General features: G+C 71.2%; 17 protein-coding genes. 12 read left to right on the forward strand and 5 right to left on the reverse strand.

Annotated elements, in window-relative coordinates:
• The first annotated feature begins 28 nt into the window (after positions 1-28).
• The 3 genes from fdh to nrfD all read left to right on the forward strand — a co-directional run bounded on the left by fdh (position 29) and on the right by nrfD (position 5174).
• Positions 29-3274, forward strand: coding sequence for a formate dehydrogenase (gene fdh, locus ACIRB1_RS17710; RefSeq protein WP_403466149.1), 3246 nt, complete (start codon positions 29-31; stop codon positions 3272-3274).
• Entirely contained in the window at positions 3271-4191 is a 921-nt protein-coding gene (locus tag ACIRB1_RS17715) for a 4Fe-4S dicluster domain-containing protein (RefSeq protein ID WP_403466150.1), read from the forward strand. The genes fdh and ACIRB1_RS17715 overlap by 4 nt, the downstream gene beginning before the upstream one ends.
• An 83-nt stretch (positions 4192-4274) precedes the next feature.
• A complete protein-coding gene (gene nrfD, locus ACIRB1_RS17720; protein ID WP_403466151.1) occupies positions 4275-5174 on the forward strand; it encodes an NrfD/PsrC family molybdoenzyme membrane anchor subunit in 900 nt (299 codons plus the stop codon).
• Positions 5175-5269: 95 nt separating this feature from the next.
• On the opposite strand, the gene ACIRB1_RS17725 is transcribed toward nrfD, so the two are convergent.
• Entirely contained in the window at positions 5270-6067 is a 798-nt protein-coding gene (locus ACIRB1_RS17725) for a SigB/SigF/SigG family RNA polymerase sigma factor (RefSeq protein ID WP_403466152.1), read from the reverse strand.
• 340 nt (positions 6068-6407) lie between these two features.
• Here ACIRB1_RS17725 and ACIRB1_RS17730 point away from each other — a divergent pair, with 340 nt between their 5' ends.
• Both ACIRB1_RS17730 and ACIRB1_RS17735 read left to right on the forward strand, forming a co-directional pair.
• Complete coding sequence (locus ACIRB1_RS17730; RefSeq protein ID WP_403466153.1) at positions 6408-6638, forward strand: DUF5133 domain-containing protein; 231 nt, start codon at positions 6408-6410, stop codon at positions 6636-6638.
• A gap of 120 nt (positions 6639-6758) precedes the next feature.
• Positions 6759-7247 carry a DUF5709 domain-containing protein gene (locus ACIRB1_RS17735; RefSeq protein ID WP_403466154.1) on the forward strand — a complete coding sequence of 163 codons (489 nt, stop codon included), beginning with the start codon at positions 6759-6761 and terminating at the stop codon, positions 7245-7247.
• Between the two features lie 87 nt (positions 7248-7334).
• Here the strand turns inward: ACIRB1_RS17735 and ACIRB1_RS17740 are convergent, their stop codons facing one another.
• Entirely contained in the window at positions 7335-7964 is a 630-nt protein-coding gene (locus ACIRB1_RS17740; RefSeq protein WP_403466155.1) for a DNA polymerase ligase N-terminal domain-containing protein, read from the reverse strand.
• A 158-nt stretch (positions 7965-8122) separates the two neighbouring features.
• On the opposite strand from ACIRB1_RS17740, the gene ACIRB1_RS17745 reads away from it, so the two are divergent.
• Together ACIRB1_RS17745 and ACIRB1_RS17750 are read left to right on the forward strand one after the other, a co-directional pair.
• Positions 8123-8677, forward strand: coding sequence for an isochorismatase family cysteine hydrolase (locus ACIRB1_RS17745; RefSeq protein WP_352179033.1), 555 nt, complete (start codon positions 8123-8125; stop codon positions 8675-8677).
• Positions 8678-8817: 140 nt separating this feature from the next.
• Positions 8818-10458 carry an NAD-dependent malic enzyme gene (locus tag ACIRB1_RS17750; protein ID WP_403466156.1) on the forward strand — a complete coding sequence of 547 codons (1641 nt, stop codon included), beginning with the start codon at positions 8818-8820 and terminating at the stop codon, positions 10456-10458.
• A 46-nt stretch (positions 10459-10504) separates the two neighbouring features.
• Here the strand turns inward: ACIRB1_RS17750 and ACIRB1_RS17755 are convergent, their stop codons facing one another.
• Entirely contained in the window at positions 10505-11563 is a 1059-nt protein-coding gene (locus ACIRB1_RS17755) for a CorA family divalent cation transporter (protein WP_352179035.1), read from the reverse strand.
• A gap of 185 nt (positions 11564-11748) precedes the next feature.
• Complete coding sequence (locus tag ACIRB1_RS17760) at positions 11749-12423, reverse strand: type III effector protein (protein WP_403466157.1); 675 nt, start codon at positions 12421-12423, stop codon at positions 11749-11751.
• A gap of 127 nt (positions 12424-12550) precedes the next feature.
• Here ACIRB1_RS17760 and ACIRB1_RS17765 point away from each other — a divergent pair, with 127 nt between their 5' ends.
• The 3 genes from ACIRB1_RS17765 (at position 12551) to ACIRB1_RS17775 (ending at position 14036) form a co-directional block, all read left to right on the forward strand.
• Positions 12551-12985, forward strand: a complete 435-nt coding sequence (locus ACIRB1_RS17765) for an Hsp20/alpha crystallin family protein (protein ID WP_352179037.1) — start codon at positions 12551-12553, stop codon at positions 12983-12985.
• Between the two features lie 94 nt (positions 12986-13079).
• Positions 13080-13475, forward strand: a complete 396-nt coding sequence (locus ACIRB1_RS17770; protein WP_352179038.1) for a DUF2267 domain-containing protein — start codon at positions 13080-13082, stop codon at positions 13473-13475.
• A gap of 126 nt (positions 13476-13601) precedes the next feature.
• Complete coding sequence (locus ACIRB1_RS17775; protein ID WP_352179039.1) at positions 13602-14036, forward strand: DUF2267 domain-containing protein; 435 nt, start codon at positions 13602-13604, stop codon at positions 14034-14036.
• 145 nt (positions 14037-14181) lie between these two features.
• On the opposite strand, the gene ACIRB1_RS17780 is transcribed toward ACIRB1_RS17775, so the two are convergent.
• Complete coding sequence (locus tag ACIRB1_RS17780; protein ID WP_403466158.1) at positions 14182-14628, reverse strand: MarR family winged helix-turn-helix transcriptional regulator; 447 nt, start codon at positions 14626-14628, stop codon at positions 14182-14184.
• Positions 14629-14769: 141 nt separating this feature from the next.
• Here ACIRB1_RS17780 and ACIRB1_RS17785 point away from each other — a divergent pair, with 141 nt between their 5' ends.
• Together ACIRB1_RS17785 and ACIRB1_RS17790 are read left to right on the forward strand one after the other, a co-directional pair.
• A complete protein-coding gene (locus ACIRB1_RS17785; RefSeq protein ID WP_403466159.1) occupies positions 14770-15744 on the forward strand; it encodes an amidohydrolase family protein in 975 nt (324 codons plus the stop codon).
• Positions 15745-15901: 157 nt separating this feature from the next.
• Positions 15902-16888, forward strand: coding sequence for a YihY/virulence factor BrkB family protein (locus ACIRB1_RS17790; protein WP_352179042.1), 987 nt, complete (start codon positions 15902-15904; stop codon positions 16886-16888).
• Positions 16889-16944 lie beyond the last annotated feature (56 nt).

Genomic DNA, 16944 nt, shown 5'->3' on the forward strand with positions numbered 1-16944 from the left:
GGAGTCCCAGCCGTCGAGAGGACACACCATGGGTGTGCGTACCTGGATCAGCGAGTGGCCCGCCTTCCGTCAGCTCACCGGAACGGACCCGCTGGGCCGGGGCCGGGCCGCGATGTCGACGCGCACCCGACAGCTCAGACCGCGCACGGACACAGCCGACCGGGTGGTGAAGTCCGTGTGCCCGTACTGTGCCGTGGGCTGCGGCCAGCAGGTCTACGTCAAGGACGACAAGGTCGTCCAGATCGAGGGCGACCCGGACTCCCCCATCAGCCGGGGCCGCCTGTGCCCCAAGGGCTCGGCGACGCTCCAGCTCACCACCGGACCGGCCCGTCGCCACGAGGTGCTGTACCGGCGGCCGTACGCCACCGACTGGGAGCCCCTGGACCTGGAGACGGCCATGGACATGGTGGCCGACCGGGTGATCGAGACACGGCGCCGGACCTGGGAGTGGGAGTCGGAGGGGCTGCGCACCGCGCGCACCCTCGGCATCGCCAGTCTCGGTGGCGCGACCCTCGACAACGAGGAGAACTACCTGATCAAGAAGCTGCTGACCGGTCTCGGCGTGGTCCAGGTGGAGAACCAGGCCCGGGTCTGCCACAGCTCCACGGTCGCCGGGCTCGGCACCTCCTTCGGGCGGGGCGGCGCCACCACCTTCATGCAGGACCTCCAGCACGCCGACTGCATCGTCATCCAGGGCTCCAACTTCGCCGAGGCGCACCCGGTCGGCTTCCAGTGGGTGATGGAGGCCAAGAAGCGCGGTGCCCGCGTCATCCATGTCGACCCGCGCTTCACCCGCACCAGCGCGCTGGCCGACCTGCACGTCCCGATCCGGGCCGGCAGCGACATCGCGTTCCTGGGCGGGATCATCAACCACGTCCTCACCGAGGAGAAGGACTTCCGCGAGTACGTCCTCGCCTACACCAACGCCGCCACCCTGGTGAGCGAGGATTTCCGCGACACCGAGGACCTCGACGGCGTCTTCTCCGGCTTGGACGAGGGCAAGCACCACTACGACCCGAGCAGCTGGCAGTACGAGGGCGTCGAGGTGCAGCAGCCCACGGGTGAGGTCGACGAGCAGTACGAGGAGCGTGTCCAGGGCTCCGGCGGCTCCGAGACACACGGTTCGGGTGGTGCGCAGACCTCGGGCAGGCCACCCCGGGACGAGACACTGCGCCACCCGCGCTGCGTCTACCAGATCCTCAAGCGCCACTACGCCCGCTACACACCGGAGTTGGTGGAGGAGGTCTGCGGTGTACCGCGCGAGACGTTCCTCCGGGTGTGCGAGGACCTGACCGCCAACTCGGGCCGGGAGCGGACGAGCGCGTTCGTGTACGCGGTCGGCTGGACCCAGCACTCGGTCGGCGCCCAGTACATCCGCGCGGCGAGCGTGCTCCAGCTGCTGCTCGGGAACATCGGCCGCCCCGGCGGCGGCATCCAGGCCCTGCGCGGCCACGCCTCCATCCAGGGCTCCAGCGACATCCCCACCCTCTTCAACCTGCTGCCCGGCTACCTCCCCATGCCGCACGCCCACGCCCACGAGGACCTCGAAGCCTTCATCGACGCCAGCCGCACGGACAAGGGCTTCTGGGGCAACATGCGGGCCTACTTCGTGAGCCTCCTCAAGGCGTACTACGGCGACGCGGCCACCGCCGCCAACGACTTCTGCTTCGACCACCTGCCACGCCTGACCGGCTCCCACTCCACCTACGACACCGTGCTGGCCCAGCTGGACGGCGTGTGCAAGGGCTACTTCCTGATGGGCGAGAACCCCGCGGTCGGCTCCGCCAACACCCGGCTCCAGCGGCTCGGGATGGCCAACCTGGAGTGGCTGGTCGTCCGGGACTTCTCCCTCATCGAGTCGGCGACCTGGTGGCAGGACGGCCCGGAGATCGAGACCGGCGAGCTGCGCACCGAGGACATCGGCACCGAGGTGTTCTTCTTCCCGGCCGCCGCCCACACCGAGAAGGCCGGCTCCTTCACCAACACCAACCGCTGGCTCCAGTGGCACCACGCGGCCGTGGAACCCGAGGGCGATGCCCGCAGCGACCTGTGGTTCATGTACCACCTGGGCCGCCGCATCAAGGAGAGGCTGAGCACGTCGACCGACCCGATGGACCGGCCCGTGCAGGATCTGACCTGGGACTACCCGGTGGACGGTCCGTTGCGGGAGCCGGTCGCTGCCGCCGTGCTCGCCGAGATCAACGGCCACGGCCCGGACGGCGCGCCGCTCTCCGCGTACACCGAGCTCAAGGACGACGGCTCGACGCGGTGCGGCTGCTGGATCTACTGCGGGGTCTTCGCGGACGGCGTGAACCGGGCCGCCCTCCGCAGGCCCGGCAGCGAACAGGACTGGGTGGCCGCCGAGTGGGCCTGGGCCTGGCCCGCCAACCGGCGCATCCTCTACAACCGGGCCTCGGCCGCACCCGACGGCACCCCGTGGAGCGAGCGCAAGGCGTACGTCTGGTGGGACGGCGACGCGGGGAAGTGGACCGGTCACGACATCCCCGACTTCGTGCCCGACCGGGCCCCGGACTTCGTACCGGACGAGGACGCGACGGGTCCGGACGCCCTGCGCGGCGACGACCCGTTCATCATGCAGGCCGACGGCAAGGGCTGGCTGTACGCGCCCGCCGGGCTGGAGGACGGCCCGCTCCCCACGCACTACGAACCGCAGGACTCCCCCTTCACCAACGCCCTCCACCCCTCCACACCACGTTCCCCCGTGCGCCAGTTGCTGCCCCGCGAGGGCAACCGCTACCACCCCAGCGGCGACGAGAAGGGCGCCGAGGTCTTCCCGTACGTCGTCACCACGCACCGGCTGACCGAACACTTCACGGCGGGCGGCATGAGCCGCTGGTCGCCCTATCTCGCCGAGCTCCAGCCGGAGTTCTTCTGCGAGGTCTCCCCCCAACTGGCCGCCGAACGCGGCCTGGAGCACATGGGGTGGGCCACCATCGTCACGGCCCGCAACGCCGTCGAGGCCCGTGTGATGGTCACCGCGCGCATCAGGCCGCTGACCGTGGGCGGCCGTACGGTCCACCAGATCGGGCTGCCGTTCCACTGGGGTCCCAACGGCGTGGCCACCGGCGACGCCGCCAACGAACTCGTCGCCATCGCCCTCGACCCCAACGCCCATATCCAGGAGGACAAGGCGCTCACCGCCGACATCCGCCCGGGGCGCCGGCCACGCGGCCCGGACCTGCCGAAGCTGGTCGCCGAGTACCGCAGGCGCGCGGGCATCACCGCCGAAACAGGGACGGAGACGAGGAAATGACGGACCGTCATCTGCTGAGCGGCACCGAACCCGATCCCGCCCGCGACGCCGGACACTCCCAACCCCCGCCCCGCGTCGGCTTCTTCACCGACACGTCCGTCTGCATCGGCTGCAAGGCGTGCGAGGTGGCGTGCAAGGAGTGGAACGCCATCCCGGAGGACGGCCTCTCCCTCACGGGAATGAGCTACGACAACACCCAGGGGCTCGGCGCCTCCACCTGGCGCCATGTCGCCTTCATCGAGCAGGAGAAACCTCAGGTTCCGGCGCCGGAGGGACGCACCCAACTCCAGCTGGTGGACCCGGAGTCCGAGACGCGGGCCGATCCCGGAGAGATGCGCTGGCTGATGTCGTCCGACGTGTGCAAGCACTGCACCCACGCGGCCTGCCTGGACGTCTGCCCCACCGGCTCCCTCTTCCGCACCGAGTTCGGCACGGTCGTCGTCCAGGAGGACATCTGCAACGGCTGCGGCTACTGCGTACCCGCCTGCCCGTACGGCGTGATCGAGCAACGCCCGGACGACGGACGGGCGTTCAAGTGCACGATGTGCTACGACCGGCTCGGCGCCGGACAGGAACCCGCCTGCGCCAAGGCCTGCCCCACGGAGTCCATCCAGTTCGGCCGCCTGGACGAACTGCGCGAACGGGCCGCGCTGCGCGTGGACCAGTTGCACGAGGCGGGCGTGGACGGCGCCCGGCTCTACGGCCACGAACCCGATGACGGGGTCGGCGGCGACGGCGCGTTCTTCCTGCTCCTCGACGAGCCCGAGGTCTACGGACTGCCCCCGAACCCAGTGGTCACCACCCGCGACCTCCCCACCATGTGGAAGCACGCGGGTGCGGCGGCCCTCTCGCTGGTCGGCGGCATCGCGCTCTCCTTCGCACTGCCCGCCCTCCGGGGCAGGAAGGGAACACGATGACGGCGGTAGAGCGGAACGAGCAGGGCGGTCCCCGCGGGCGCGGCGGACGACGCGGTCGTCGAGGTCGTCGCGGAGAGCAACTCATGGTCCCCCGCGCCGAGTTCGAGTCGTACTACGGCCGCCCGGTCATCAAGGCACCGTCATGGGGCGCACGCGACATCGCCGGGTACTTCTTCCTCGGCGGGCTCGCCGGTGCGGGCTCCGTGCTCGCGGCCGGCGCCCAGCTCACCGGACGCAGGACCACCGCCACGGCGATGAAGGTGTCCTCGCTCGCCGCGGTCTCCCTGTCGGCCGCCGCGCTCGTGCACGACCTCGGGGTACCGAGCCGGTTCCCGAACATGCTGCGGGTCCTCAAGCCGACCTCTCCCATGAGCGTGGGTTCGTGGCTGCTGGCGGGGTACGGTCCGGCCGCCGGCGCGGCTGCCCTGAGCGCGGTCACCGGGCGGCTGCCCCGGGCCGGTGCGGCGGCGACCGCCGCGGCCGCGCTGCTGGGTCCGGCGGTGGCCTCGTACACGGCGGTCCTGGCGGCGGACACCGCCGTGCCGGCCTGGCACGGCGCGCACCGTGAACTCCCGTACGTCTTCGCCGCGTCGGCGACCGCGGCCGCGGCCGGGATGGGGCTGGTCGTCGGTGCCGCGGAGGAGTCCGGCCCGGCCCGCAGCGCGGCGCTGCTGGCAGCCGCGGCCGAGGCGACGGCGCTCCGGGCGGCGGAGAAGCGGCTGGGCATGGTCGCCGAGACCTATCGAGAGGGGCGGGCCGGGACCCTGTTGCGGGCCGCCCGGCTGCTCACCGCCGCCGGAGCCAGCGGCGGTGTGCTGCTCGCCCGGCGCAGTCGGGCGGCCGGCGTGGCGAGCGGACTCGCCCTTCTCGCGGGCTCCGCGTGCACCCGCTTCGGCGTCTTCGCGGCCGGGGTCGCCTCGGCGGAGGACCCGAAATACACCGTGGTGCCCCAGCGCGCCGCCGTGCCGCCCGACGTGAGCTGAGGTTCCGGGGCCCGGACACGGACGTCACCGAGCCGGCCGTCCCGGATTCCCGGGGCTCCGCCGCCCTCCTGACACCCGGTCCTGGCGCGCGGGCGCTACGCGGCGTCGGCCATGACGCCTTCGCGCACAGTGGCGCACGAGGTGCTGATCAGCCGGGAGATGTGCATCTGGGAGACACCGAGTTCCTCCGCTATGCAGCTCTGCGTCATGCCCCGGAAGAAGCGCAGGTACAGGATGGTGCGTTCACGCCTGGGCAGCTTCCGCAGGACCGGCTTGACCGCTTCCCGGTCGACGACCAGGTCGAACCCCGCGTCCCACTCCCCCAGCAGCCCGGCAAGCGTCGACCCGCCGTCCTCGCCCGGCGTCTCGGCATCCAGCGAGAGCGCGGTGAAACTGTCCAGTGCCTCAAGCCCGATCCGCACGTCCTCCTCGCTCAGGTGCGTGTACTCGGCGATCTCCGCGATGCCCGGGCACCGCTCCGCGCCCGACCCCGCTCCCGACAGCTCCCGTACGGCGATACGCACCCGGTTGCGGAGTTCCTGGACGCGCCGGGGCACGTGCAGGGCCCACATGTGGTCGCGGAAGTGCCGCTTGATCTCACCGGTGACGGTCGGGACCGCGTAGCTCTCGAAGGCGTGGCCGCGCCCGGGGTCGTAGCCGTCGACCGCCTTGACCAGGCCCAGTGCCGCGACCTGGCGCAGGTCCTCGTAGGACTCGCCCCTCCCCCGGTAGCGGCCGGCGATGCGTTCGGACATGGGCAGCCAGACGCGCACGAGTTCGTCGCGCAGGGCGTCGCGTTCGGGGCCTTCCGGCAGACGGGCGAGGCGGGCGAACGCGGCGGCGGTGTCGGGGGCGTCGTCGTGCGGGTGGCGCTTCCTGGTGGCAGTGTCCATGGTGCTCACAACTCCCTCAAGGGGTGTCGAATGGACGATCCCCATGGGAGCGAACCCACGCCGACCAGGTGGAACACACCCGCGATCCGACATGTGCCGACTCCCACGGACGTGCCTCCTGTCCGAAGCACTCACAGCCCGTTTTCCCGCTCGAACGCCCCCGAAACAGTCATATGGGGACAATGACAGCGGGTGAACAAATCATCGCGAAAAGTAGCAAACCGGTCAAGAGGAGCGGATGGCAGTCGGGTTCGCACGGCCGGGAAAGCGCTGTGCATGCGTATGTCGACGCGGGGTATTCGGCCCGCGGACAACAGGTTCAGGTGAATGGAGGCCCCTGGTGCTGATGGCACACCCCGCGGTGTTGAAGGACCTGGTCGAGCAGTACGAGACGCTGCGCGCGCTGCATGCCGAGAACGGCGGCCCCGCCGCTCGCCGACGCATGGACGACATCGCCTACACGCTGTGCGTGTCGACCGGTACCCGTGACATGGACGTGGCCCTCGTCGCCGCCCGCCATCGGCTCCCCGGCGCCCGTCCTCAGGACGACTCCTTGCTGACGGCGGGCTGACGACCTCCCGCAGGAGGAGTCCTCGGCTCCCCGACACACACGCGGGCACCGGTGTGTGGATCAGGCCCACGTGGATACGTGGAGTGGAGCAATCCGAATCGTCCGAAAGGTACGCACACCATGGGGAGCCAGAACCACGACGACGTCATGGGCGACGAGGTCTACCAGCCCGAGGGCCCCGACGACCGGGAGGACGAGGGCATCCTCGACCCCGAGGACACGCTCACCGACCGGGTCAGCGACCCCTATGACGAGGGCTGGTCGCCGCCCGAGCGTCCCCTCGCGGTGGAACACGAGGGCACGACGGCGCGTGAGCAGCGCGAGGGCGAGAGCCTGGACCAGCGGCTGGCGGAGGAGCGTCGCGACCCGGCGCTGGAGGAGCCCGGCGCGGACGACGGCGTAGGGGATCTCCCGGACGGCGCGGGCGAGCCGCTGGACGACGAGGTGGGGGCGGACCGGGCCGGTCGCCTCGTGGCACCGGACGAGGGCGCCCACGAGGACGCCGAGAAGGACATGCTCGCCGAGGACGTGGGCATCGACGGCGGTGCGGCCTCCGCGGAGGAAGCGGCCGTCCACCGCATCCCGGACGAGGACGACATCCGCCCCTAGGGCCTGTCCGTAAGGGAGACCTTCGGCCCGGCCGTGCCTCGCGCGACAGGCCGGCCTCGCCCGCGGGCACCGTGCCCGGGAGACCGGTCAGCGCCCGTCAGACCCCCGCGCCTCCGCGGCGACCTGGTGGAGGGTACGGCCGCTGCGCACCGAGCGGGCCCGGCGCGGGTCGGGGGTCGCCCGGGCCGCCGTACGGGAGCTTTGCTCCTTGGTCTTCACCAGCAGCCAGGCCTCGTCCTTGCCGCCGCCCGCACCGCCGCGGAACCGGGTGAGCGCGTACTCGCCGTGCAGTTTCGAGCCGTGGAGCCGGAAGGTGACGTGTCCGTGGTCGAGTGCCTCGTCGAACGGGACGGGCCGGCCCTGCCGGTCGTGGCTCTGCGGGCGGTAGGTGCCGTGGTCCCAGACGATGACGGTCCCGCCGCCGTACTCGCCCTCGGGGATGACGCCCTCGAACTCCTCGTACTCCAGCGGATGGTCCTCGGTGGGGACGGCGAGCCGCTTGTCCCCCGGATCGGCGGAAGGACCTTTGGGCACGGACCACGACTTCAGCACGTCGCCGACCTGGAGCCGGAAGTCGAAGTGCATCGTGCTCGCGTCATGGATCTGCACCACGAACCGCGGCTCCGCCCCGCTCCCGCCGGACCGGCCCCGGGGCTCGGCGGTCCGGCCGAAGTCGCGCTTTCCGTGGTACGTCCGCAGGGGGTCCTTGTCCGTCACGTCGAGCCCGCCTTTCCGCGCTCTCGGGGGCGCGAGCCCGGTACGAGACGCCCGCCCGAGGCTCACGAGGTCACGGACCGGGTACCCGTCCGCTCCGGCCCGACCCACGGAACGGCTCCGGAGGCGAAGAATCCGCTCGAAGGTGCAGGCTGGAACACATGGCAAAGACCGCGCTGATCGTCATCGACATGATCAACACGTACGACCACGACGACGCCGATCTGCTGCTGCCCTCGGTGAAGGCGTCCCTGCCGGGGGTGACCAGGCTGCTGGAGAGCGCCCGTCGGCACGACGTGCCGGTGATCTACGTCAACGACAACTTCGGGCAGTGGCGCTCGCACCACGGCGAACTCCTGGAGGCCGCGCTCCGCGGACCGCACGCGGAACTGGTGCGGGCCGTCGCCCCCGACGACACGTCGCTGTTCGTCGTCAAGGCACGGCACTCGGCGTTCTACGAAACCCCGCTCAGTTATCTGCTCGGCCAGGAAGGCGTCGACCACGTGGTGCTGTGCGGGCAGGTCACCGAGCAGTGCGTGCTGTACTCGGCGCTCGACGCCCACATCCGGCATCTGGACGTCACGGTGCCGCGCGACGCCGTCGCGCACATCCACCAGGACCTGGCCGAAGCCGCCCTGGAGATGATGGAACGCAACATGGGCGCGCACATCACGACCGCGAACGAGGTCCGCTTCCCCGACCAGACCGACCCGTGACGGACGGCCGTGACCAGTCCGGTCCCGCTCCCGGGTGACGACCTGAATCGCGCGGTAACGACCGGGTCCCGTCGGAGTGATGACCGTTCCTTGCCGACGGCTTTGCCGCCGCGCACCCGTTCCCGGGAAGGAGAACTCGCATGACAGCGAACAGATCCCCCCGCGGCACGACCCTGCTCGCGGACCCCCTGCGCAACAAAGGCACCGCGTTCGGCCCCCAGGAGCGGGCGGAACTCGGCCTCGAAGGGCTGCTCCCGCCCGCGGTGGAGACGCTCGACCAGCAGGCCGACCGCGCCTACGAGGCGTTCCTCGGCTACGACAAGCCGCTGAACCGGCACATCTATCTGCGCCAGTTGCAGGACACCAACGAGGTCCTCTTCCACCACCTGGTCACCGGCCATCTGGAGGAGACACTGCCCGTCGTCTACACGCCGACCGTCGGGGAGGCGTGCCGGCGCTTCAGCGAGATCTACCGCCGCCCGCGCGGACTGTTCCTGTCGTACGAGGACCGGCATCGCTTCCGGGAGATCCTGCGCAACCGACCGCACCGGGACGTGGACGTCATCGTCGTCACCGACGGCCAGCGCATCCTGGGACTGGGCGACCAGGGCGTCGGCGGCATGGGCATCCCGGTCGGCAAGCTCAGCCTCTACACCGCGATCGGCGGCATCCACCCGGCCCGCACGCTGCCGATCCTGCTGGACGCCGGGACGGACAACGAGGAACTGCTGGCCGACCCGCACTACCTGGGCCGCCGCGAGCACCGGGTCACCGGTGACGCGTACGACGAACTGGTGGAGGCACTGGTGTCGGCGGTGGAGGCCGAACTGCCCGGCACGCTGCTCCAGTGGGAGGACTTCGCGACCGCCCACGCCCGCCCGATCCTCACCCGCTACCAGGACAGGCTGCTGACCTTCAACGACGACATCCAGGGCACCGCCGCCGTCGCCCTCGGCGCACTCACCACGGCCACGACGGTCGCGGGCAGCCGCCTGACCGACCAGCGGATCGTGGTCCTCGGCGCGGGCTCCGCCGCGGTCGGGGTGGCCGACATGATCCGTACGGCGATGACGGACGAGGGCCTGTCACCGGACGAGGCCCGTTCGCGGTTCTGGTTCGTGGACGTCGACGGACTGCTCGTGGACTCCCGTGACGGCCTGAGCGAGGAGCAGCGCGTCTACGCCCGCGGCGACATGCCGGAGTCCTATGACCTGGCCGAGGTGGTCCGCCGGGTGGAGCCGACGGTGCTGATCGGGCTGTCCACCGCGAAGGGCGCCTTCACCGAGGAGATCGTCCGGCACATGGCGTCCACGTGCGAGCGCCCGGTGATCTTCCCGCTGTCCAACCCGACCTCCCACTCCGAGGCCGACCCCGCCGACCTGGCCCGCTGGACGGACGGCAGGGCGCTGATCGCCACCGGCTCACCGTTCCCGCCGCTGAAGACCGACGGCCGCGAAGTACCGGTGGCCCAGGCGAACAACGTGTACGTCTTCCCGGCGATCGGCCTCGCGGTCACGGCCGCCCGCGCGACCAGGGTCACCGACCGGATGCTGGTCGCCGCCGCCCGCGCCGTCGGCCGGTGCGCCGCACGATCCGTGCCGGACGACGCCGGCCCCGCACCCCTGCTGCCACCCTTGCGGGGCATGCGGGAAGCCGCCCTCGAAATCGCCGTGGCCGCGGCGGTGGCGGCGGTCGAGGACGGCGTGGCACCGGAGGCGACCGAGGACGAACTCCGGGCGGCGGTCACCCGCACGCGATGGGTCCCGCGGTACGAACGCTGACCGGCGGAGCAAGGGGGCGGCGCGACCCGCGCCGGGCGGGAACCGGTCACAGCCATTTCAGGCGCCTGAACAGCGCGTAGAGGATTCCGCAGATCGCCGCGGTGGCGACGATGGTCATCGGGTAGCCCCAACGCCAGTGCAGCTCCGGCATGTTGTCGAAATTCATGCCGTAGTTCCCGACCACCACCGTCGGCACCGCGGCCAGAGCGGCGACCGCGCTGATGCGCCGCATGTCGTCGTTCTGGCCGACGCCGATCTCCGCGGTCCAGGCGTCCCTCGCGCTGTCGAGCATCTCCCCGAGCTGCTCGGTCTGCTCCACGACGCGACGCAGCCGGTGCGCGAGGTCACGCAGCGGATCGCCGCCCGGCCCCGACGCGGCCAGGGCCTCCGCCGCCGCCCCGAAGGCCAGCGCGGCGGGCCCGGCGGTGCGCCGGAGCCGGAAGATCTGCCGGTGCAGGTGGTGGGCGGCCGCGAGCCGGCGCCGCCGTTCGCTCCGCTCGGCCCGGCGCCCCATCTTCGTCAGCACGTCGTCATCGGGCTCCGGGTCCGCCTCCTCGGTCGCCTCCTCCAGCGCTTCGGCGATCTCCTCGTACTGGTCCGTGACCACGCCGGTCACCAGCCGTACCAGCTCGGTCGAGTCCCCGCCGCCCGTGAACCGATCGTCGAATTTCCGTTCCAGGGCTTTTCTCAGCCCGGTCCGGCCGTGCTCCACGGCCAGCGCGAACCCCGGTCCGGCGAACAGGACCACACATCCGGAACGGCTCACACGAGGCAGCTCGCCAGCAGCGCCCGCAGATCCGTCGAGGCCGCACGTCCGAAGCGTCAGGACGGTGACGTCGTCCACCCGGTCGAGCCCCGGCCGTGTGCCCGGCACACTCGCTCGCTCCGCGAGGCCTCGGGCCAGACCGCATGCGTCGGCGGCCCGCCGCAGACCGTCACCGTCATCGCCGTTCACCATGATCCAGGCGACACCATCCCGCGCGCGGGCCTGTCGCACCAGCTCCGGCAGATCGTCGCCGGATGTCGGTGAAGTAGCGGCACCGCCCAGCACCACGGCCCACGGGGGCGGCGCGGGACGTGCGGGTCGGGGATCGGAAACGGTCATCGCGGAGCCCTCCCGGCTGACGACTGTCGAGGTCGCATGATCGGCACGTGTGCCCGCGTCTCCGCACGACACGCATGCGATGAACCTCCGACTCCGCGCGAGCGGCGCTTTCCACACCGCACCGGGCCGGCCCCCGGCAGCAGCGTTCCTGTGTCGGCCGTGGGGCTGCTGGTGGGGGTCAGGGGTCAGTCGCGGTTGCGGCGCCGGTCGCCGCTGCGTCGGCGGAGTCCGTCGGTGTGGCGGGTGAGGTCGTCGACGCGTGCGGCGAGGTCGGGATGGCCGGACGCCAGGTAGGGGTGTGTGTCCGTCAGGGGTGCGACGAGGGCAGCCGGGTCGTTGTCGGCGAGAGCGGTGGTGAGTTCGGCGAGCGGGGCGGCGGCGGAGAGGTCGGGCAGGGCGGTGATCTGTCCGGCGAGCTGGCGCAGGGTGGCGGCGTTGGCGCGGGCCCACGCGGTGACCGTGCGGTCGGCGGCACGGCGGTCGCGGGTGGCCGTCACCCGCTGCTCACCCGTGGTCCCCGGCCTTCCGGGGCGGACGCGCAAGTAGCGGCGTTCAGCGGCCTGGCGGCTGGACACGCCCAGGGGGTGAGCGAGATCGGCCCAGCTGGCGCCGGCCTCCCGTGCGGCCTCGATCAGGCCCGGTTCCCACTCGGCGAGTTGCTCGCGTGCTTCACGCAGCACGAGCAGCGCGGCGAGCACCTGCTCGGAGCTGCCGGGGTCCGGGGCGGGGGCGGTGCCGTCCGGCAGGGCCCGGGCGGTGTGCAGGGCCTCCTGGATGGTGTCCAGCGCCGCGGCGGCGGCAAGGAAGGATGCCGGCGCGGGACCGGGGGCGCGCGGAGTGGGCTCATCGTCCTTGGTCATCGGGCCTCCAACCCTGTTGTCATCCTCTCGATGACTGCGAACTTGTCATCACTTGGATGACATGTTACAACGGATGACAGGTGAACGCATTGGCAGTGACCAACCGGAACCCTGGAGGTGTTTGACGATGTTGATGCGTACCGACCCCTTCCGCGAGCTCGACCGGCTCGCCCAGCAGGTCCTGAACACGACGGGGACCTGGTCTCGGCCGTCGGCGATGCCGATGGACGCCTACCGCGAGGGCGACCAGTACGTGATCGCCTTCGACCTGCCCGGCGTGGCCAAGGACGCGATCGACATCGACGTCGAGCGGAACATGCTGACGGTCAAGGCCGAGCGGAGGCCCGTCACCAAGGCGGACGACGTACAGATGGAGCTCTCCGAGCGGCCCCTGGGCGTCTTCTCCCGCCAGGTGATGCTGGCCGACACCCTGGACACCGAGCACATCGACGCGGACTACGACGCGGGGGTGCTGACCCTGCGCATCCCGATCGCCGAGCGCGCCAAGCCCCGCAAGATCGCCATCGGCGGCGGGTCCGCGCGCAAGGAGATCAGGGGCTGAGTCGGCGCCCAGCCCCACCGGAGGACGGGGAGCCGACCTCCCCCGCGGTCACCCCCGTCCTCCGGCCGGCCCGCGTACACGCACGGGAGCAGTGATGGTGATGCGTTGGGAGGCGTTCCTCGACCAGGTCAGGGAACGCGGCGCGTACGAGAGCACCGAGGAGGCCGAGCGGGCCACGCGCACGGTGCTGGCCCTGTTGGGCGCGCACCTGGTGGGCGAGGTGCGCGCGGACCTGGCCGCCCGGCTGCCGGAGGACCTGGCCCTGGTCCTGCTCAATCCGCTCCAGGCACGCGAGCCGCTGTCGCCCGAGCGCTTCGTACGGGCCACCGCGGCCTGGATCGAGGGAGCCACCGAGCAGACCGCCGCCTGGGACGTGAGCGCTGTCCTCAGCGTGGCCGCCGATGCCGCGGGCGAGGAACTCACCGGCCACATCCTGCTCCAGCTCCCGGTGGGCTACGACCTGCTGTTCGGCCACCCCCAGGCCGCCTGACCCCACCCGGCCGACAGGCGACCACACCCCTTTTCCCCGACCCCTGTAGTCACCGAGGGCTCGAGACATGGGCCCCGGCCACCGGTGACACGCCCACCGCACATGAGAAAGGCAACCGTGTCAGCGATGAATCACCAGCAGCAGCCGTTCCGGTCCACCGCGGGCATGACGTTCGAGCAGATGCTGGCACAGGTGCGATACGAAGGCGCCTACGCCACCCGCGCCCAGGCCGAGCAGGCCGTGCACGCCGTACTGGCCGCCCTCGGACGCCAGATCACCGGCGAGGAGAGGGTCAGCCTCGCCGCCCGGCTGCCCTACGAGGCCGCGGCCACCTTCACCTCCCAGATCCCCGCCACCGAAGCCCTCAGCGGCTGGGCCTTCGTCAAGGACCTGGCGAGTACCACCGGCGGCAGCCCGGCCACCACCCGCTGGGACACCGGCACCGTCTTCCGCGTCGTGGCGCGGCTCGCCGGCGAGGACCTCCTCTCCCGCATCCTCACCCAACTCCCCTCCGGCTACGCCCTGCTCTTCGGCCGAGCCGAACTCACCCAGGCGGCCTGACCCCCGCCCGAGGACGGCCATCGCCGAATCCAGGGCCGATTCCGGTGTCGATGAGGGCGGCGCCGCCCTCATCGACGCCCCCGCACGTCGACCTGGAGCGAGCTTCGAACGACTCGGCGCATCGGACCCGCCAGGATCGCCGGATTCACCGGGCCCCGGGGCGGGTTCGGGCGACGAGCCGGGTCTCGATGATGCGCAGGGTCGAGATCACGGTGTCGATGTCGTCGGCATCGGTCACGGCCTCCTCGAGAAGGCGGCTCCAGACCTCACGCAGTCGTCGCAGGTTCTCCTGCGCCTTCTCGGTGGGATAGAGGCGCACCCGCCGCGCATCGTGCTGATCGGTGTCGCGCCGTACCAGGCCCGCCTGCTCCAGGCCCCGCACCGCGCGGCTGAAGTTGCTGGAGATCATCTGGGTGGCTTCGGCCGCCTCGCGGGCCGTCGTGCCCGGGTGGCGGTCGATGTAGCGCATCACCGCTCCCTGCAACGGCGATCCCGACTCGACCTCGCCCTCCTTCGACGCCCCGATGTGGCGGCCCACCGCCAGAATCCGGTCGGCGAGTTCGAACAGCCGCGAAGCCTGCTCCTCGTCCATGCGCCAGACCTCCGCCGTCACCTTCGATTGCTGTCAGTTGACAGCTACTTTAGTCCGGGCGTTAGCTTTGCTGTCAACTGACAGGTATCGGTGGAACGAAGCCACCGGACGTGTCGCCCGCCCGATCGAAGGACGACGACCATGACCCTCATCGCCATCGAAGAACACTGGGTGACCCCGGGCCTCACTTCCGCTCTCAAAGCCCTGCCGCGGCCCGACGAGAGCCTCGCATTCAACGAGATGGGCGACCACCAAGGCCGCCTGGAGGATCTGGGCGAGGGCCGGATCGCCGCGATGGACGCCCAGGGCATCGACATCTCGCTCCTCGCCCTGACCCCGCCCGGAACCCAGCCGCTCTCCCCCGAGCGGGCCCGGCAGCTGAGCCGCGCCGCGAACGACATGGCCGGCGCGGCCGTCGACAAGAACCCGACGCGGCTGCGGGCGCTTTCGACGCTGCCGATGTCCTCACCCGAGCACGTCGTCGACGAACTCGTGCGCGCGAAGGGCCTGGGCCACGTCGGCACGATGGTCTACGGCCGCTCCGGCGACCGCTTCCTCGACGACCCGGCCTACGACGAGTTCTTCGCCGCCGCGGCGGAACTCGGCCAGCCGGTCTTCATCCACCCGCAGATCCCCTCGGACGCGGTGCGCGACGCCTCCTACCGGGGCCTCGGCGAGCTGACCGATCTCGGCCTGGCCACCTTCGGATGGGGCTGGCATCTCGACACCGCGACCGCGGCCCTCCGGCTCATCCTGCGCGGCACCTTCGACCGCAACCCCGCGCTACAGGTGGTGCTCGGCCACTGGGGCGAGATGCTGCTGTTCTGGCTCGACCGGGCCGACAGCCTCTCCCGCCTCGCCGGCCTGCGACGGCCCGTCTCGGACTACATCCGGACCAACTTCCACATCACCACCTCCGGCATGCTCAACCCCGCACTGCTCCACCACGCTCTGTCCGTCACCACCGTCGACCGGCTGATCTTCTCCACCGACTACCCCTTCCAGCACCCGACCCGGGACGAGATCGACTCCTTCCTCGGACACTTCACCTCCGACGAGGACCGGCGGAAGTTCTCCTCCGCCAACGCGGCGGCGCTCTTCGGCCTCGAACTCTGAACAGGGCGAGACAGCGGCCCTTTCCAAGGCAGGACGGCCGGCGTCACGGGATGCGCGAGGTCGTCAATCCGCCGCGGTACCGGAACCGGACCTGCCGCCTGCGGGTTGCCGTACGCACTCCAGGCATGGTCGGGCCGAGCCGGGTAACCCCACTGGTATGCCACGGACACCGGGACCAGATGAACAGGTCGAGCGCCAGGCGCCGGACCGGCCCAGCAAACTGCCGAAGCGGTCATGGTGGGCGGTGCTGAAGGGCACGGTCAGGGAGTTCCAGGCCGACGAACTCGCCGACCGGGCCGCGGCGTTGACGTACTACGGGGTGCTGTCGCTGTTTCCGGCCCTGCTGGTCCTGGTCTCGCTGCTCGGCATCGCCGGCAAGTCGGCGACACAGCAGGTCCTGGACAACATCGAGAAACTGGCGCCGAGTTCGGCCCGGGACATCATCAGCAACGCGGTACGCCAGCTCCAAGGGCCCGGCAGCCTCGGCTCGATCGTCGCCGTGGTCGGCATCGTGGTCGCGGTGTGGTCGGCCTCCGGCTACATAGCGGCGTTCATCCGCAGCGCCAACGTCGTCTACGACATGCCCGAGGGCCGCCCCGTGTGGAAGGTCCTGCCGATCCGGGTCGGCGTCACCGTGGTCCTGCTCGTCCTGACGGTGATCAGCGCGCTCATCGTGGTGTTCACCGGCGGCCTGGCCCGCGCGGCGGGTTCCGCCCTCGGCATCGGTGACGCCGCGCTGAGCGTGTGGTCGATCGCGAAGTGGCCGGGACTGGTCGTCCTGGTCATGGCGATGATCGCGATCCTGTACTGGGCGGCGCCCAACGTGAAGGGCCGCGGCTTCCGTTGGGTCACTCCGGGCAGCGTGCTGGCCCTGGTGGTCTGGATGATCGCCTCGGGGGGCTTCGCGTTCTACGTGGCGCACTTCGCGTCGTACAACAAGACCTACGGCACGCTCGCCGGCGTGATCGTGTTCCTGATGTGGCTGTGGCTCAGCAACATCGCCGTCCTGCTCGGCCTCGAATTCGACGCGGAACTGGCCCGCGAGCGTGCCGTCGCCGGCGGACACCCGAAGGGTGAGGAGCCGTACGTCCCGCCCCGGGACACCCGCGCCTGGAGCAAGAAGGACCGCCGCCGCATGGACTGACCGGCCCCGGCGGTTCTTCCGGCACACGGTCCGAACCGGAAGAACCTGACCATCAC

The organism is Streptomyces sp. NPDC096013 (assembly GCF_044763565.1).
Classification (GTDB): Bacteria; Actinomycetota; Actinomycetes; order Streptomycetales; family Streptomycetaceae; genus Streptomyces.

Bases quoted from the DNA above. Each gene is read 5' to 3' on its own strand.
- fdh (WP_403466149.1), top strand. From the start codon at position 29: ATGGGTGTGCGTACCTGGATCAGCGAGTGGCCCGCCTTCCGTCAGCTC.
- ACIRB1_RS17715 (WP_403466150.1), top strand. From the start codon at position 3,271: ATGACGGACCGTCATCTGCTGAGCGGCACCGAACCCGATCCCGCCCGC.
- nrfD (WP_403466151.1), top strand. From the start codon at position 4,275: ATGGTCCCCCGCGCCGAGTTCGAGTCGTACTACGGCCGCCCGGTCATC.
- ACIRB1_RS17725 (WP_403466152.1), bottom strand. From the start codon at position 6,067: ATGGACACTGCCACCAGGAAGCGCCACCCGCACGACGACGCCCCCGAC.
- ACIRB1_RS17735 (WP_403466154.1), top strand. From the start codon at position 6,759: ATGGGGAGCCAGAACCACGACGACGTCATGGGCGACGAGGTCTACCAG.
- ACIRB1_RS17745 (WP_352179033.1), top strand. From the start codon at position 8,123: ATGGCAAAGACCGCGCTGATCGTCATCGACATGATCAACACGTACGAC.
- ACIRB1_RS17750 (WP_403466156.1), top strand. From the start codon at position 8,818: ATGACAGCGAACAGATCCCCCCGCGGCACGACCCTGCTCGCGGACCCC.
- ACIRB1_RS17755 (WP_352179035.1), bottom strand. From the start codon at position 11,563: ATGACCGTTTCCGATCCCCGACCCGCACGTCCCGCGCCGCCCCCGTGG.
- ACIRB1_RS17760 (WP_403466157.1), bottom strand. From the start codon at position 12,423: ATGACCAAGGACGATGAGCCCACTCCGCGCGCCCCCGGTCCCGCGCCG.
- ACIRB1_RS17765 (WP_352179037.1), top strand. From the start codon at position 12,551: ATGTTGATGCGTACCGACCCCTTCCGCGAGCTCGACCGGCTCGCCCAG.
- ACIRB1_RS17770 (WP_352179038.1), top strand. From the start codon at position 13,080: ATGGTGATGCGTTGGGAGGCGTTCCTCGACCAGGTCAGGGAACGCGGC.
- ACIRB1_RS17775 (WP_352179039.1), top strand. From the start codon at position 13,602: ATGAATCACCAGCAGCAGCCGTTCCGGTCCACCGCGGGCATGACGTTC.
- ACIRB1_RS17780 (WP_403466158.1), bottom strand. From the start codon at position 14,628: ATGGACGAGGAGCAGGCTTCGCGGCTGTTCGAACTCGCCGACCGGATT.
- ACIRB1_RS17785 (WP_403466159.1), top strand. From the start codon at position 14,770: ATGACCCTCATCGCCATCGAAGAACACTGGGTGACCCCGGGCCTCACT.
- ACIRB1_RS17790 (WP_352179042.1), top strand. From the start codon at position 15,902: ATGCCACGGACACCGGGACCAGATGAACAGGTCGAGCGCCAGGCGCCG.